Annotated in this window: 13 protein-coding genes; 10 read left to right on the forward strand and 3 right to left on the reverse strand. The window is 40.7% G+C overall.

Annotation, left to right across the window (positions count from 1 at the left end):
* The first annotated feature begins 170 nt into the window (after window positions 1-170).
* The 6 genes from ACQFX9_RS09000 (at window position 171) to lpxD (ending at window position 8312) form a co-directional block, all read left to right on the forward strand.
* Complete coding sequence (locus tag ACQFX9_RS09000; RefSeq protein WP_427161671.1) at window positions 171-2315, forward strand: GumC family protein; 2145 nt, start codon at window positions 171-173, stop codon at window positions 2313-2315.
* Window positions 2316-2498: 183 nt separating this feature from the next.
* Window positions 2499-3965: an O-antigen ligase family protein gene (locus tag ACQFX9_RS09005; RefSeq protein ID WP_427161672.1), complete on the forward strand. Its 1467-nt coding sequence runs from the start codon at window positions 2499-2501 to the stop codon at window positions 3963-3965.
* A 111-nt stretch (window positions 3966-4076) separates the two neighbouring features.
* Complete coding sequence (locus ACQFX9_RS09010; RefSeq protein WP_427161673.1) at window positions 4077-5183, forward strand: glycosyltransferase family 4 protein; 1107 nt, start codon at window positions 4077-4079, stop codon at window positions 5181-5183.
* 123 nt (window positions 5184-5306) lie between these two features.
* Complete coding sequence (locus ACQFX9_RS09015) at window positions 5307-6281, forward strand: glycosyltransferase family 2 protein (RefSeq protein WP_427161674.1); 975 nt, start codon at window positions 5307-5309, stop codon at window positions 6279-6281.
* A 45-nt stretch (window positions 6282-6326) separates the two neighbouring features.
* Window positions 6327-7028 (forward strand): GUN4 domain-containing protein, encoded by a 702-nt coding sequence (locus ACQFX9_RS09020; RefSeq protein WP_427161675.1) that lies wholly within the window; start codon window positions 6327-6329, stop codon window positions 7026-7028.
* A gap of 225 nt (window positions 7029-7253) precedes the next feature.
* A complete protein-coding gene (gene lpxD / locus ACQFX9_RS09025; protein ID WP_427161677.1) occupies window positions 7254-8312 on the forward strand; it encodes a UDP-3-O-(3-hydroxymyristoyl)glucosamine N-acyltransferase in 1059 nt (352 codons plus the stop codon).
* A 114-nt stretch (window positions 8313-8426) separates the two neighbouring features.
* Here the strand turns inward: lpxD and ACQFX9_RS09030 are convergent, their stop codons facing one another.
* Window positions 8427-9338, reverse strand: coding sequence for a CoB--CoM heterodisulfide reductase iron-sulfur subunit B family protein (locus tag ACQFX9_RS09030; protein WP_427161678.1), 912 nt, complete (start codon window positions 9336-9338; stop codon window positions 8427-8429).
* 270 nt (window positions 9339-9608) lie between these two features.
* Here ACQFX9_RS09030 and acpP point away from each other — a divergent pair, with 270 nt between their 5' ends.
* The 4 genes from acpP (at window position 9609) to ACQFX9_RS09050 (ending at window position 15196) form a co-directional block, all read left to right on the forward strand.
* Window positions 9609-9860, forward strand: a complete 252-nt coding sequence (gene acpP / locus ACQFX9_RS09035) for an acyl carrier protein (protein ID WP_427161679.1) — start codon at window positions 9609-9611, stop codon at window positions 9858-9860.
* A gap of 138 nt (window positions 9861-9998) precedes the next feature.
* On the forward strand, window positions 9999-11252 hold the full coding sequence (gene fabF, locus ACQFX9_RS09040) for a beta-ketoacyl-ACP synthase II (RefSeq protein WP_427161680.1): 1254 nt from the start codon (window positions 9999-10001) through the stop codon (window positions 11250-11252).
* Window positions 11253-11938: 686 nt separating this feature from the next.
* Window positions 11939-13951: a transketolase gene (gene tkt / locus ACQFX9_RS09045; RefSeq protein WP_427161681.1), complete on the forward strand. Its 2013-nt coding sequence runs from the start codon at window positions 11939-11941 to the stop codon at window positions 13949-13951.
* Between the two features lie 156 nt (window positions 13952-14107).
* Window positions 14108-15196, forward strand: coding sequence for a DNA-methyltransferase (locus tag ACQFX9_RS09050; RefSeq protein WP_427161682.1), 1089 nt, complete (start codon window positions 14108-14110; stop codon window positions 15194-15196).
* 18 nt (window positions 15197-15214) lie between these two features.
* On the opposite strand, the gene ACQFX9_RS09055 is transcribed toward ACQFX9_RS09050, so the two are convergent.
* Together ACQFX9_RS09055 and ACQFX9_RS09060 are read right to left on the reverse strand one after the other, a co-directional pair.
* Window positions 15215-15787 (reverse strand): restriction endonuclease, encoded by a 573-nt coding sequence (locus ACQFX9_RS09055; protein ID WP_427161683.1) that lies wholly within the window; start codon window positions 15785-15787, stop codon window positions 15215-15217.
* A 98-nt stretch (window positions 15788-15885) separates the two neighbouring features.
* Window positions 15886-16191, reverse strand: coding sequence for a helix-turn-helix domain-containing protein (locus ACQFX9_RS09060; protein WP_427161684.1), 306 nt, complete (start codon window positions 16189-16191; stop codon window positions 15886-15888).
* Window positions 16192-16221 lie beyond the last annotated feature (30 nt).

Genomic DNA, 16221 nt, shown 5'->3' on the forward strand with positions numbered 1-16221 from the left:
CTTTTCTTCAAATCTCTAGGGAAGTGGTGAGTAATGACTAATGACTAATGACTAATTAGTGCTGAGTTTCATTCTTGCTCCCCTTCCCTTGTAGGGAAGGAGTTGGGGGTTAGGTTTCCGAGTTGCACAGGTTGTTACTTTAGCTTTGAAAAAAATTTAAGGTATACGTAATGGGAAGAGGTATTTCAACCTTATTTGGAGTATTGCGCCGCAGGGGTCTACCTGCTGTGTCTACATTAGCGGCTGTCATCGGTGCATCAGTCGCCTATTTAGCTATAACGCCACGTTTTTACGCCACATCAGCCAAAATGATGGTTGATGCTAAAGGGGTGAGCGTTTCGGAATTGGGACGGGATTTAACACAACCTTCTGGAGTGGGACGTAGTAGCAATCCCTTGGCTGATCAAGCAGAGTTAGTCAAATCACAGGCGGTTTTGGATGAAGCTATCAAGACCCTAGCTTCCAAACATCAACAGATACAGCTCACACCTAAAGATATTAGCAGCACGTTGAAAGTGAGTATTCTACCTGCTACTAATATTTTGCAATTGAACTATTTTCACCAAGATCCGCAATTTGCTGCTGATGTGCTAAACGCTGTTTCGCAAGCAATGGTGGAAGAAAATATTCAAGCTATTAGTTCCGAAGCAACCAAAGTTAGACAATTTCTCGAAAAAGAAGTCCCAGTGGCGCGGAATCGTCTCCAACAAGCCGAAGTCGCGGAATCTAGGTATAGACAAAAAAGTGGTGTAGTGGCAGATACTGACCAAACTAAAAGCTTAGTCCAAAGTTTAACTAATTTAGAAGACCAAGAACGGACATTAATCGCACAATTACAAGAAGCGCGATCGCGTGAAGCTTCTTTGAGACAATTAACTGCAACTAAAAATATAAATAACGCCTATACATCAGTACGTAGCGGTCAAGATGAACAACTCAGAAGCTTAAGAGCTAAGTTAACCGAAATTGAAACGCAACTGATTGAAGCCCGCTTACAATTTACAGATAATCACCCCAAGGTTGTCTCTCTTTTAGGACAACGAGAACAAATCCGCGCTTTATATGCACAGCAAGTAGGTCGCGTCTCAGCCAACAATCAAACTATCCCTACTGATGATGTCGCCTCAGACCAAATCAGTCAAAATCTCACTACTCAGCTGATTAATAACGAAGTCGAGCGTGTCGCCGTTGAGAACAAACTGCAAACCGTCCAATCTTTGCGAAAAAACCTACAAGCGCAGTTGGCAATTTTACCTTTGAGACAGCAACCACTCACCATGCTGACTCGCCAACGAGAAGAAGCCGCCGAATCATTAAAATTGCTGCAAAGCAAACTAGAAGAAGCCAGGATTGCAGAAGCGCAAAAAGTCAGCAACTTGCGGATTATTGAACTGGCTTTAGTTCCCACTGATTACGCCTATCCTAAAAGATCAGTGGTGTTAGCGATCGCTATTTTCTTCGGTAGCATTCTCGCCACAGGCGTAGTTTTACTCCTAGAGTTAATGGATAACAGACTCTACGAAGTTGCCGAAGCTGAAGAATTACTCAAGTTACCCCTACTCGGAATTTTACCTCGTCTCCCCGCTACTAAACTTACCCTAGAACCAGCCGAAAAATTTTTAGATGATGTCGGTTTAGTTGAACCTTACCGGATGCTGCTGAAAAATCTAGAGTTTCGCAGCCATGAAAAATTACAAGTCGTCGTCGTTACCAGTACCATCTCTGGAGAAGGTAAATCAGTCGTGGTTTCCCACCTGGCGGCTGTTGCAGCTATGCTCTTTCGTCGCACCCTAATTATAGATGCAGACTTACGGAGGCCTGTGCAGCATACATTATTTAACCTCCCCCCCAAACCTGGAATTAGCGATGTCATCAACGGTAATAGAACGCTACTCAATGCTGTACAGCCGACAGACATTGAAAATCTCTCTGTCTTAACCTGTGGTGAACTACATGGCAGACCCTCACAATTACTAGAGTCAGAAGCCATGAAATCCCTAATTGCCGAAGCCGCACACCACTATGATTTGGTCATTATCGATACTCCACCCATTGGTGTTTGCGCTGATGCTTCTACCCTGAGTCAATACAGTGATGGAGTAATTATGACCACACGTCCCAGCGTCACCATGAAAGAATCATTACAAAGAGCCGTATCAGAACTCCAGCAAAACCGTATCCCCATACTAGGGGTAATAGTTAACGGTATGACCACCGATGCCGAAAAATATTATCGCCATCCCATTGAAGAGAAGCAATCTTTTTTACCCAGAATAAGTTTACCTGGTAGTAATAGAAATGGCGATCGCAACTAATACCAATTCGCAATTCGCAATTCGCAATTCGCAATTTGCAATTTGCAATGTAATAAAGTTAGACACTATCTTGGTTTCAAGCTTTGCATCTATTTCTTAATTTTGGAGAATTGGTATAAATTTCACCTCCTTTAAAAGCCCATTCCCTGTATTGTGTTCCCTTTTCATCTCGGTTAAATAACCATGTTGACGAATAAACGCTCAAGTCGTTATTCCTCACTAGGATTCTTAGTTGGGGTATTCGGTATTGGTATTGGCCTATTAACAGGGTTTTTAGTTGGTGTTAGTCCCCTGTTAATTGGCTTACCTATATTTGCTGTAGCAGTTCTAGTTTGGTTTTTTGCTCAGTTTGAGCAAGCAGTCATTGGTTTATTAGTTCTACGTAGTGCTTTAGATACCTTCTCCGCGCAACAACTACCTGCGGCTTTTGCTGTTGGTTTGGATGGCTTGGCTTTACTTTACGTCATTGTCTCTTTATTAACAGGTCAAGCCGTCAAAGTAGATAAATTCTGGTGGTTCTTTGCGGGATGGGTAGCCTTACAAGCAATGTGGGTAGTATTATTACCCCTGGGTGGTTTAGGTTTAGATAGTACATACCTATTTGAAGGTGTACGTGAGTGGACACGGTTATTTTCGTGGTTAATGGTTTATCTCCTCGTTATGCAGCTCCAAGGGAAGGTAAAACCACAAACATTAATTACCACCTTATTTCTCAGTCTCGTCATTCCCCTCACGGTAGCATCCATGCAGATGTTTTTACCTGCTTCCCTGTTACCTTCCTTTTTGGCACAAAGTAGCGTAGACGCTGGTAGTTTAGAACCAGCTTCCCGCATCCGAGGAACATTAGGTCATCCTTCTTCCTTCGCTACCTTTCTACTCTTATTTATCGGTTTTACCTGTTGGAAAATCCGCGACACACGTAACCGTGCGCCGTGGTTGTTTTTATTAGCTATCTTGACGGTATTTTTCGTCAGCACTAAAGCCTTGACAATGACAGCAATGTTATTTGTGTTTGTCTTTGTCATGATTGCCCCCAAATTAAATTTACTCAATTTAATGGGGGGAATTTTACTTTTAGGTTTAGTAATTCTTCTTTTTACCAGTACAGATTTTGGTCGAGAACGTCTTGGTTCACTGTCCGATACACCACTGTTAAATCCTCATATGGATATGTGGCGCGCGATTTTATTATCGTGGACAGATGGCAATAGTTTTAACTGGAGAATTGCCCAATGGCATTTTATTTGGGAAGCTTGGAAAAATGCTCCCTTACTTGGTTATGGTCTTAGCACTGCTTCCTATGTTACTGTTTTGCAAAATGAAGCTCACAATGATTACCTGCGTGCTTTAGTCGAGGGCGGAATAGTAGGATTTATCACATTTTTGTCCTTAATAGCTGCTCAAATTTATCGCCTTGTACACATTATGCTGACATCCCCAAAAAATAGCTCACAGCAAAATTTTTGTTTTATTCTCATTGCCTTATTATCAGCTATTCTGCTGGGAATGTTTACAGACAACATCTGGAAACACACGACCCTTTTCTTTTATTGGTGGCTGTCTTTATCAGTCGTCGGTTGGGATTGGAATCAAACTCCCGTATCAGATACTAAAAATTATCAGACTCCTGTTCGATGTCTGAGAAGCTAGGTAAAATTTTATGCCTTCTTACCCCTTCTTCGTTCCCTTACTACAAAAATAATGTTAGGAATCTACTTTGATTTCTACAGTGCAAATCTATTCCCTAAATTCGGCAGAGATATGAATATTAAAAAGATTTTAGTTACAGGCGACAAATTTATGATCAGTCGCATGAAATTTTTATTCCAAGCAATGTCTGACGATTGCGATCGCATAGAATATTTATCAGTCAATAGTATTTACAGTTGGAGATTATTAAAAGATATTGCTAACTTCATTCAGATAAAACTGCCATTTTTAAATCTCAAAAGAACAGGATATTTCCGTAAAAATGCCAAAACCTTTATCAATAGCTCACGCCAACTAGAACAGAAAATTATTAACAGTGATTATCATCCAGATTTAATTTTTCATCTCTATGGGATGTTTAGTCCCTGTTGGGATAAATTTGATATTCCTTATGTGATGTATTTAGACTATACAATGGTTCTCGCCAGAAAAAATTGGATTAAATGGGCCCCTTTCCCTACAGAACAGGAATTTCAAGCTTGGCTAGACTGTGAGCATCAAACCTATACAAAAGCTCTGCACATTTTTACTAAAAGCCATAAAGTCAAATATTCTTTAGAACAAGATTATGGCATTAATTCTGATAAAATTACAGTTCTACATTCTTCTGGTAACTTCTTCGAGCTATACCAAGGCGAAAAGAAATTTGGTAGCAAACAAATCCTATTTAATGGGTATGATTTTTTCCGCAAAGGCGGAGATTTACTAATAGACGCATTTAAACAAGTAAAACAAGTAATTCCTGAAGCTAAATTAGTGATTGTAGGCGAGGTTTTATCAATTAATGAAGATGGTGTAGATAACCCTGGATATATTTCCTCGCCTACTGAAATGCAAAGAATTTTCCTCAACACAGATTTAGTGGTTTCACCTGCACGTTGTGAACCTCTAGGTCTATTTTTAGTTGAGGCGATGAATTATGGGATTCCTTGTATTGTCTCTGATCAGGATGGAATGCCTGAAATTATTGAGCATGAAATAAATGGTTTGGTAATTTCTCAACCCACACCCGAAGTTTTGGCAAAACAAATGATTGATTTATTATCTGATAGTCAGACTTTAAAATTTATGTCAGAAAATGCCAGAAGAAAAGTGAAAGAGGAATTAAATTGGCCAGCCATTGCTCAGAAAATCAAACAAACACTGATTAATATTTAATGGCGAACAGTATATGTAGCTATGGGCGGTGCGTTACGCTGTCGCTAACACACCCTACGCGGTTACTCAAGAATCAAATTGATTCCCATAACTGAAAAATTCATAATTTTGAGAGTAATATTTATGCCAAAAGTTTCTGTAATTATTCCTGCTTATAATGCAATGGCATTTTTGCCAACTACTTTAGAAAGTGTTTTAAAACAGACATTTAATGATTATGAAGTCATCGTTATTAATGACGGTAGTTCTGATGGGATTATAGATTGGTTCACTCAAGTTACCGATATCAGAGTGAAATTAATCTCCCAAGAAAATCAGGGGCCTGCGGCTGCGCGCAATCATGGTATTAATCAAGCGCAAGGAGAATATCTAGCTTTTCTCGATGCTGATGATATTTGGGCAGAAAATAAGCTAGAAAAACAGGTGAATATTTTGGATGAAAACCCCACAGTAGGTTTAGTTTATAGTTGGGTGGGTTCAATTGACTCTCAAGGTAATATTGGCAATAAAGTTCGCAAGAATAATGCTGAAGGTCGTGTTTGGGAAACGATTATAGAACATAACATTATTGAGTGTGGTAGTAATCCGATGGTACGCCGCATTTGTTTTGAGAAAGTTGGTGTTTTTGATCATCGTTTAGCTTATGCCCAAGATTGGGAAATGTGGGTGAGAGTTGCTTCTCGTTATCAATTTCAAGTCATAAATGAAACATTAGTATATTATCGTTCCCATCCAAATAATCGCTCTAAAAATTGGAAAATTATGGAGCAAAATTATAATTTGATTTTTGAGAAAAGTTTTGCTCATGCTCCAGAATATTTATCTGTTGAAGATTTAAAAACTTTAGAAAATCGGATTTATGGTTTTGCAAATTTGCGTATTGCATGGAAAGCTTTGCAAAGTGGAGATTATCAGCAAGCCGCAGATTTTCGTCAGAAAGCTGTACAGCGATATCCTCAATTAAGTTCTTTACGTAATTATTTAGTTTTGGGTGCAGCGATAATTTTAGTCAGAATTTTTGGGATTCAAGGCTACAACAAAATCAGAGATATAATCTATAACATCATAGGAAAACGTGTATCAAGTATTGCGGGATAGCTAAATATGTTATAAAACCAATACAAGAAGTATAAAAGCAAAAAAATGGATAATCAAAAGCAGCGATTCCAATCTGAAAGAGATTCATTGAAAAAAAATTACGATACGCAAAAAGAAAAAATTGATTTAATCAGGAAGGAATGGATATATGAAACAGATATAACCAGAAAGTTTCAATTGGAACATAAGATTGAGGATGAGCAAGAAATACTGAATAAAATTGGGGAAGACCTAAACAATATTGAACAGAAATTAGACTTAATTATTGGGGCTAGAATTGAGGATAAGATATTCAGCGAAAAAATTACCCCAGAAAAAATAATAGCCTATACAAAACTTAGGGATCTTCTTATAGATTCAAACTGGAAAGAAGCTGATAGGGAAACTTATAAAGTGATGAATGAATGTATAGGAGGTAATTGGAGTGATCAGAATCTATTTAACTTTCCTGTTACAGATATTACAACAATTAACGACTTGTGGTTACAATACAGCAATTATCGTTTCGGATTTAGCGTCCAAAAGAAAATATACTTAGAAGTTGGTGGCAAACCTAAAGAATATAAACAGGATGCTTGGAGAAGGTTGAGTGAAAGCGTCGGATGGAGAGTAGACGGTGTGTGGATTCAATATCACCAAATTAATTTTGACATTTCAGCTACAAAAGGACATCTTCCCGCTTGGATGGGTAATCGTTCTTTCTGGCCTGATAATGTTCTATCTCTTTTATCACATCCGAATTTATAGCAAAATTAATATAAGGTAGTTGTCTATGTAATTAGTAAAATAAGAATTACCTATAATGTGAATTAACCTGTAATGTTAGGTGGTTGAGTATTGTTAGACTGTCGAAAAAATATACATTGCTAAAACCCATAAAATCATGAGTTTGGAGGCTGGGGCAACGAAAGGCGAGATAGTAGGTATAATCTGATTTTTGTAGAGAATACTACTAAATCTAAATACGCCAAAATGAAATTTAGCGAAATTGTAGCCCAACTCGGTGATCTGGTCACTAGCCATAGTTTAATAGCCAGTCCTGACCATGATCCAGAAATTAGCGGTGCAGCAGCGATTGATGAAGCTACAAGCGGTACTATTAGCTACGTGGAGGGGTCAAAATATGCAGGTTTTATCAGTACAACTAATGCTAGTGCGTTAATTTTACCGGATGACTCCACAATCCAAGCACAAGCACAAGAGCGAGGAATAGTTTGGTTAGCGACAAAACAGCCAAGATTATTATTTGCTCAAGCGATCGCTATCTTCTATACACCATACACCCCTAAACCAGACATTCATCCTACAGCAGTCATTCATCCCACAGCTAAAATCGGTGAAGATGTCTACATTGGCCCCCATACGGTAGTTCAGGAAGGGGTAGAAATTGGTAATGGTGTAATTATTCACCCCAACGTCGTGATTTACCCTGATGTAAGAATAGGCGATCGCACTATCCTACACGCTAACTGCACCATCGAAGAACGCTCTCAAATCGGTGCAGATTGTATCATTCATAGCGGTGCGGTCATCGGTGGCGAAGGCTTTGGCTTTGTTCCCACCCGCACTGGCTGGGTTAAAATGAAACAGTCTGGCTACGTAGTATTAGAAGACCGCGTTGATATTGGCTGTAACACCACAATTGACCGTCCAGCAGTGGGAGAAACCAGAATTGGCAGTGATACCAAAATTGATAATTTAGTGCAGGTTGGTCACGGTTGCCAAATTGGTAAAGGTTGTGCGATCGCAGCTCAAACTGGTATGGCTGGCGGTGTCACATTAGGCAACCGTGTCATTTTAGCCGGACAAGTGGGTGTTGCCAACGAAGCCAAAATTGGCGACGGCGCGATCGCATCAGCACAAACCGGCATCGCCCACGATGTCAAACCAGGGGAAATAGTCTCCGCTAGTCCTGCTGTTCCCCACAAGACTTACCTGAAAGTGTCCGCAATTTACAAGCATCTGCCGGAAATGTATCAATTCTTCAGACAACTGCAACGTCAGTTTAAGGGAACGGGGAATGGGGGGTAGGGGATTGGGGATTGGGGACTGGGGACTGGAGACTGGGGACAAGGTAGATAAGAGACACTTAACTTCTATGCCCCATGCCCTATGCCCTATGCCCTATGCCCCATGCCCCATGCCCTATACTCTATGTCCCAATTTTTCTAATACTGGCTTAGTAGACACAATATGCCTTTCTAAACCTAATTCTTTAGGGCTAACTCCTAAAGCTAAAGCAATTAATTGGGGTAAATGTAATACTGGCAAACCTAATTTTTTGCCAATTACTTTTTCTACTTCTGGTTGACGGGAGTCTAAATTTAGATGACACAGAGGACAAGGGGTCACTAAACAATCAGCACCGGCGGCGATGGCTTCTTGAATGTGCATCCCAGCCATTTGAAAGGATTGAGTAGTAGCGTAACTAGAAAGAGGCCAGCCACAACATTGGGTGCGACCGTGATAATAAATTGGGGTTGCACCTACAGCCTGAAACAGATTTTCCATTGCTTCTGGGTTGTATCGGTCTTTTTCAGGTACGGATTTTTGCGCGCGCAGGAGATAACAGCCATAAAAAGCGGCGCATTTTAAACCGGATAACTTACGAGTTACACGTTGGCTGATTTTTTCTAACCCGTAATCGCTAACTAGTGCGTAGAGCAGATGTTTAACTTCTGTACTACCACGATAAGGTAGACAACCTTCCTTGTGTAAAAAGCCATTAACTTGCTGAATATATTCAGGATTACTGGCATGAAACTCTTGTAAACGTTCATTAACGTGACCAAGCACACCCTGACAGGTACTACAGTGAGTGAGTAAGGGTAAATTTAACGCTTCCGCCAAAGCAATATTTCTGGCATTCACTGTATCTTCTAAAAGTTGAGAATCTTCCTTAAATGTGCCTGATCCGCAACAAGCAGCTTTTTTTAATTCAATTAATTCAATGCCCAAAGCTTGGGTGAGAGCTTGAGTTGACTGATATAGTTCCCCGCAAGCACCTTGAGCTACACAACCAGGGAAGTAAGCATATTTTAGTGTCTGAGATAGCATAAAAATAAGGTTTGTTTCAGGCAATTGCCCCGATGATAACTGTTTTATCACTCCTCGCCTCTAGATACTGAAGAGGGAATGTATTTTTTTTGGACATTCTTCCAGAAATCTAGTAAGAATTGGTAACAAGCAAAATTTCAGAGCCTTACTCTATTCCAATTTTGGACAGGGACGTATACGGGCGATCGCGCTTTCCGATAAGATGTATATGCTCAAAACCATGTCACCCATAAAGAGCAGACAGTAGCAACTGGTAAGGAATTTTATCTTATGAGTCAAACAGAGACATTTGAAAAAGTCAAGGCAATTGTTGCCGAACAACTCAGTGTAGAAGCGGAAAAAATTACACCACAGGCAAGTTTTGCCAACGATCTAGGGGCAGATTCCCTAGATACAGTGGAATTAGTTATGGCTTTGGAAGAAGAATTTGACATCGAAATTCCCGATGAAGCCGCCGAAAAAATCACAACCGTTCAAGAAGCAGTGGATTACATCAACAGTAAAGTTGCTACATCTGCTTAAAGCATGGATTGGGGACTGGGGATTGGGGATTGGGCAAATTTTTTCTCTGGTTCTCTGGAACTTTTCTTTTCCTAGTCCCCATTCCCTAGTCCCTAGTTCCTAATTTTTGCAACTTTCTCGCCATCTTTATACTGAGTCATGACAGATTATAATCGTAAACGCGTTGTTGTCACGGGTGTTGGCGCGATTACACCTATTGGTAACACACCTGCGGAGTATTGGGAAGGATTGATCAGCGCACGCAATGGCATTGACTACATCACCGCATTTGATGCCTCTAGTCATGATTGCCGCATTGCAGGTGAGGTGAAAAATTTCGATCCACATGAATACATGGATCGTAAAGAAGCCAAGCGGATGGATAGATTTTCCCAATTTGGAGTCGCAGCCGCCAAACAAGCACTTGCTGATGCCCAGTTAGTTATCAATGAACTCAACGCCGAACAGGTGGGAGTTATTATTGGTTCTGGTGTAGGCGGTATTAAGGTGATGGAAGACCAACAAACCATCTACCTCAACCGTGGGCCTGATCGCTGTAGCCCATTCATGATCCCCATGATGATTGCTAATATGGCAGCAGGATTGACAGCGATTCACACCGGCGCAAAAGGGCCAAATAACTGTACTGTAACAGCTTGTGCTGCTGGTTCTAACGCCGTGGGAGACGCGTTTCGCATGATTCAAGGTGGTTACGCCCAAGCGATGATTTGCGGTGGGTGTGAAGCGGCGATTACCCCCTTATCTGTAGCTGGTTTTGCTGCGGCGCGCGCCCTGTCTACTCGCAATGATGATCCGACTCATGCTTGTCGTCCCTTTGATCGCGATCGCGATGGATTTGTCATGGGTGAAGGTGCGGGAATTCTAATTCTGGAGGAATTACAACACGCTTTAAGTCGTGGCGCACGTATTTATGCCGAAATCGTGGGTTATGGTATGACCTGTGATGCCTACCATATGACTTCTCCAGTCCCTGGAGGTGAAGGAGCAGCTAGAGCCATTAGCTTGGCTTTGAAAGATGCAGGTATCACCCCCGAACAAGTCAGTTATATCAATGCTCACGGCACCAGTACCCCAGCCAATGACTCCACTGAAACTGCTGCCATTAAAAAAGTTTTGGGTGATCATGCTTACAAAATCACTGTCAGTTCCACTAAATCCATGACAGGACACCTTTTAGGCGGTTCTGGCGGGATTGAAGCGGTAGCCACAGTCCTGGCCATTGCCAACGATCAAGTTCCACCCACCATCAATATCGAAAACCCTGACCAAGATTGTGATTTAGACTACGTACCTCACACTAGCCGCAAACAAAAGGTTGACGTTGCCCTATCCAATTCCTTTGGATTTGGCGGTCATAATGTCACCCTCGCTTTTAGGAAGTACGTCTCTTAGGAGGCAGGGGAGCATGAGGCAGAGGAGCAGGGAGCAGAGGAAGCAAAAGATTTACTATCTTTTACTCAGCACTCAGCACTCACCACTCAGCACTCACCACTCAAAAAAATTCAGAATTCAGAAATCAGGGGACAGAATAATTCAAAAATTAGGGGATAATTTGAGTAATTAAGTTGCTCATAATCCCAAATATGAATGAAGAATCCAGAATTCAGAAATCTTGAATTTTTCTATTCTGCATCCTGACTCCTGAGTTCTGAATTCTTGCCCCTAACTTTCCATCTCTCAATTCTTACCTCAAAGCGGAAAATTTAACCTTTGTCAGCTATCCTGTAATCACAATCAGAACAGTATCGTAAACGTCATTCCACCACTAGCTAAGAGTTCAACTTGACCGAATTTTTGGCTTGATTAATTACCAAAAACTCAGGAGAACCCGCTTGTCTATGCACAATCGGGAATGGGATGATGATACCGCAGGGGAAGCTAAATCAGTTAACAGTAAACAGTGAGATAGTGCGTTCCTGTCGCCTTGCGTCGGAAAGCAACTATTGAATCCGTAAGGGTTAACAGTTATCACAATAAAATTGATTGCTGATAGCTGATAATTGATCACTGATAACTGTTAAAAAGCACCCCAATAAGAAGCTCCACGAGTGCTAACCCGTCGTTAAAAATAAGAGATCATGGCTGTTGCAACCCAATCCCTCGAAGAACTTTGTATTAATTCAATCCGTTTCTTAGCTGTTGATGCTATAGAAAAGGCAAAATCTGGACACCCAGGACTGCCGATGGGCGCAGCTCCGATGGCTTTCGTACTCTGGGATCGCTTTATGCGGTACAATCCCAAAAACCCCAAGTGGTTTAACCGCGATCGCTTTGTCTTGTCTGCCGGTCATGGCTCGATGTTGCAGTATGCCCTACTCTATTTGACTGGCTTTGACAGCGTATCCATCGAAGATATCAAGCAATTCCGTCAATGGGAATCCAAAACCCCTGGACACCCTGAAAACTTCATCACCGCAGGCGTAGAAGTGACCACAGGCCCCCTTGGTCAAGGTATCGCTAACGGCGTAGGTTTGGCTATTGCTGAAGCTCACCTGGCTGCTAAATTCAACAAACCCGATGCTAAAATTGTTGACCATTATACCTACGTAATTTTAGGTGATGGTTGCAACATGGAAGGCGTTTCCGGTGAAGCCGCTTCCCTGGCTGGACACTTGGGCTTAGGTAAACTCATCGCGTTGTATGATGACAACCACATCTCCATTGATGGTTCTACCGATGTAGCTTTTACCGAAGATGTTTCTAAGCGGTTTGAAGCTTACGGTTGGCACGTCCTCCACGTTAAAGACGGTAACACCGATTTAGATGCGATCGCTAAAGCCATTGAAGAAGCGAAAGCTGTCACCGACAAACCCACCATGATTAAGGTGACAACCACCATCGGTTATGGTTCTCCCAACAAAGCTAACACTGCTGGTATTCACGGTGCTGCTTTAGGTACAGATGAAGTCGCATTGACCCGCCAAAACCTTGGTTGGGAAAATGAACCATTCGTGATTCCTCAAGATGTCCTCAACCACACCCGCAAAGCCGTAGAACGCGGTGCAGGCTACGAAACCGAATGGAACAAAGCCTTCGCCGATTACAAAGCTAAATATCCCCAAGAAGCGGCTGAATTTGAGCGTTACCTGAGTGGCAAACTAGCTGATGGTTGGGATAAGGTACTACCCACCTACACCCCCGAAGATAAAGGACTTCCCACCCGGAAGCACTCCGAAACCTGTTTGAACAAATTGGCGGCGGTTGTTCCTGAACTCATTGGCGGTTCGGCTGACTTAACCCACTCCAACTTGACCGAAATCAAAGGTAAAGGCGACTTCCAAAAAGGACAATACCAAAACCCCAACATCCACTTTGGTGTGCGGGAACACGCAATGGGCGCAATCTGTAACGGTATTGCGTTACATAGTTCAGGGTTAATTCCTTACGGTGCTACCTTCCTCATCTTCACCGACTATATGCGGGCTGCTATCCGCTTATCAGCCTTGTCTTTAGCCGGCTCAATTTGGGTAATGACCCACGACTCCATCGGTCAAGGTGAAGACGGCCCCACCCACCAACCCATCGAAACCCTAGCTTCTCTCCGCGCTATTCCTAACTTGACAGTGATTCGTCCTGCTGATGGTAACGAAACATCTGGTGCTTACAAAGTAGCCATTGAAAGATCAAAACAAAATGATCCTACTTTGTTAGCGTTGACTCGTCAAAACGTCCCCAACTTGGCAGGTACATCTATTGAGAACGTAGCTAAGGGTGGATACGTATTAGTAGATTCTGAAGGTACACCAGACTTAATCTTGATTGGTACTGGTTCAGAATTGAGCCTCTGTGTAACTGCTGCTGAAAAACTCACAGCCGAAGGTAAGAAAGTTCGTGTTGTTTCCTTACCTGCTTGGGATTTATTTGAAGCACAAAACGCAGCTTACAAAGAATCTGTCCTACCGAAAGCTGTCACCAAGCGTATAGCAGTAGAAGCAGCTAGCAGCTTTGGTTGGCACAAGTACATCGGTACTGAAGGCGACACCGTAACCATTGACCGTTTCGGTGCTTCTGCTCCTGGCGGCGTTTGCTTGGAGAAATTTGGCTTTAGCGTTGATAATGTGTTAGCTACAGCTAAAAAATTGTTGGGTTAATCGCAACAGAATATTCTCTTGAGTTTTGAGGTGGGTAGTTTATACTCACCTTTTTTTTGCATATAGTTGGGGAATGGTGTGTTAGCTTGTTGAATAACCCATTTTGGGTTATCCTATATCTGAACTTAGTTTTTTCTGTAAAAGGTAGGTATAGAATTGAAAATTGAAAAACAGAAACTACCAATCAATCAAATTATTTTAGGAGATTGCATAACACTTCTGAAACAATTGCCAGATGAATATGTTGATTTAGTTATATCATCCCCACCTTACAATTTGGGGAAGGAATACGAAGCTAGAAAAGCCTTTGATATTTACCTAGAAGAGCAAAAAATTGTATTGCAAGAGTGCAGTCGCATTCTAAAAAAAACAGGTTCTTTATTTTGGCAGGTAGGAGCTTTTTCTAATAAAGGTACAATCATCCCACTTGATATTCGGTTCTTCCCAATATTAGAGTCATTGGGGTTGTTACCTCGGAATCGCATTATCTGGGCTAGACAACATGGACTTCATGCTCAAAAGAAGTTCTCTTGTAGACATGAAACGATTCTTTGGTTTACTAAAACGAATGAATATACATTCAATTTGGATGATATAAGAGTTCCACAAAAATATCAAAATAAAAAACATTATCGAGGAAATCGAAAGGGAGAACTATCATGTAACCCAGATGGTAAGAATCCTGGAGACATTTGGTTATTCCGAAATGTAAAACATAATCATGAAGAACAAACAATACATCCTTGTCAATTTCCAGAAGATTTAGTAGCCAGAATTGTATTAGCCACAACTAAAGCAGGTGATTTAGTCCTTGATCCTTATATGGGAGCAGGTACAGTAGCAGTTGTATCTAGAAATTACAACCGAAATTTTATAGGTACAGAAATAGACTCGAAATATCATCAAGTAGCACTTCGGCGGCTTAGTGGAGAACCTGATAAAAAAGGCTATTTTCCTAATCTAAAAACTTTACGAGATTATGTTGAGCGTACAGGTCAACCAATTGAAAAATTTAGATTTGACTTACAAATGGGAGAAAAACCATCGGATAGAAGTAAGGCAAAGATATACCCAGAAGAGTATCATTTACAAGAAATGTACGAACGCTTACTTTATGAGGAAGCCGCTTTCACTGCCACCTTACGAGGTGAAGATATTCCGGCAGATCCAAAGCTAAATGGAAATGGCAAGAAAATTCAAGATAAAAATACAATAAATCAACAAATTCAGTTAAAATTATTCTGAATAAATTGGATTTTAAAATTATATAATCTGAATTCTATAACGCTTACTTTTAGCCTTACTAGGAACTATTTGACAGGTGCAACTCATTCTATTGCGAACAACTCTGGAATATCTTGTACTTTGATATTCAGTGTAAATTGCTGATATAGTTATATTTTTTTGTTCAAATAATCCAATCAGCCTAATTGGTATATCAAACACTCTATTGTTAATTAAAGCAGTTAATTGCTGAACAGCCTGTTCATAGTAAAGAGTGCTGTTAGAAGCTGGAAACATCTGGGCTTTTGTAATGATAACTAATAGCTTTGTAGCACATCCTGCAAAATTAATACTACCTTTAAAGAACAACTCTGAACGTAAAACATTGTTTAAAAGGAATGGATAATTGGAAAACTGACTCTCTAGAATGATGCCTGATTTACCAAAATCAACATCTTTTCCTAAGAATCTGTATGCTGTAGGAACTAAAATGTTACTGTGCCATCCCAACTTGACTAATGAATTTTTGATATATTCATTGCTTCCAACTGGATCGAAAATAGGATTACCTTGAATTTTTGCTTGATCAGAAGGCTTGATATGCAAAGGCATTTCAGTTAGACTTTGAATAATTTCATTCCATTCAGATTGATAGCTTGTATTAATAATACTATTAGCATTATTAAAATCTAAACATTGAATAATAATAATTACTTCTCCTTTTTCTCTTCAAGCAAAGTTTTTATAAACGTGTCAGGTTCAACCTGAAGGGCTTCTGCTACTTCCAAAAATTCAATTAGATCCAAACGGCGTTCACCACGTTCATACTTCGATACATAAGACTGTGGACGCGCAAGCTTTATTGATAGCTCTGATTGAGTCAAATTGGCAGCTTGGCGAGCTTTGATAAGCAGTTGACGAAACAGATTGTATCTTTCAGTGAAGACTGATTTAGGCACATGAATCGCCTTGTTTTCTGTGATAGTTGATTTAGCCTCTAGGAGAATTAGTCCCAAGAGCTGAATTCAAAGTTTGATTAAATACTA

It is taken from the genome of Aliinostoc sp. HNIBRCY26, from assembly GCF_050235535.1.
GTDB lineage: Bacteria > Cyanobacteriota > Cyanobacteriia > Cyanobacteriales > Nostocaceae > Trichormus.

Excerpts from the sequence above, each read along its gene's own strand:
- ACQFX9_RS09055 (WP_427161683.1), bottom strand. The coding sequence starts at position 15,787 with ATGCCTTTGCATATCAAGCCTTCTGATCAAGCAAAAATTCAAGGTAAT.
- ACQFX9_RS09010 (WP_427161673.1), top strand. The coding sequence starts at position 4,077 with ATGAATATTAAAAAGATTTTAGTTACAGGCGACAAATTTATGATCAGT.
- ACQFX9_RS09005 (WP_427161672.1), top strand. The coding sequence starts at position 2,499 with ATGTTGACGAATAAACGCTCAAGTCGTTATTCCTCACTAGGATTCTTA.
- fabF (WP_427161680.1), top strand. The coding sequence starts at position 9,999 with ATGACAGATTATAATCGTAAACGCGTTGTTGTCACGGGTGTTGGCGCG.
- tkt (WP_427161681.1), top strand. The coding sequence starts at position 11,939 with ATGGCTGTTGCAACCCAATCCCTCGAAGAACTTTGTATTAATTCAATC.
- ACQFX9_RS09000 (WP_427161671.1), top strand. The coding sequence starts at position 171 with ATGGGAAGAGGTATTTCAACCTTATTTGGAGTATTGCGCCGCAGGGGT.
- lpxD (WP_427161677.1), top strand. The coding sequence starts at position 7,254 with ATGAAATTTAGCGAAATTGTAGCCCAACTCGGTGATCTGGTCACTAGC.
- acpP (WP_427161679.1), top strand. The coding sequence starts at position 9,609 with ATGAGTCAAACAGAGACATTTGAAAAAGTCAAGGCAATTGTTGCCGAA.
- ACQFX9_RS09020 (WP_427161675.1), top strand. The coding sequence starts at position 6,327 with ATGGATAATCAAAAGCAGCGATTCCAATCTGAAAGAGATTCATTGAAA.
- ACQFX9_RS09015 (WP_427161674.1), top strand. The coding sequence starts at position 5,307 with ATGCCAAAAGTTTCTGTAATTATTCCTGCTTATAATGCAATGGCATTT.
- ACQFX9_RS09030 (WP_427161678.1), bottom strand. The coding sequence starts at position 9,338 with ATGCTATCTCAGACACTAAAATATGCTTACTTCCCTGGTTGTGTAGCT.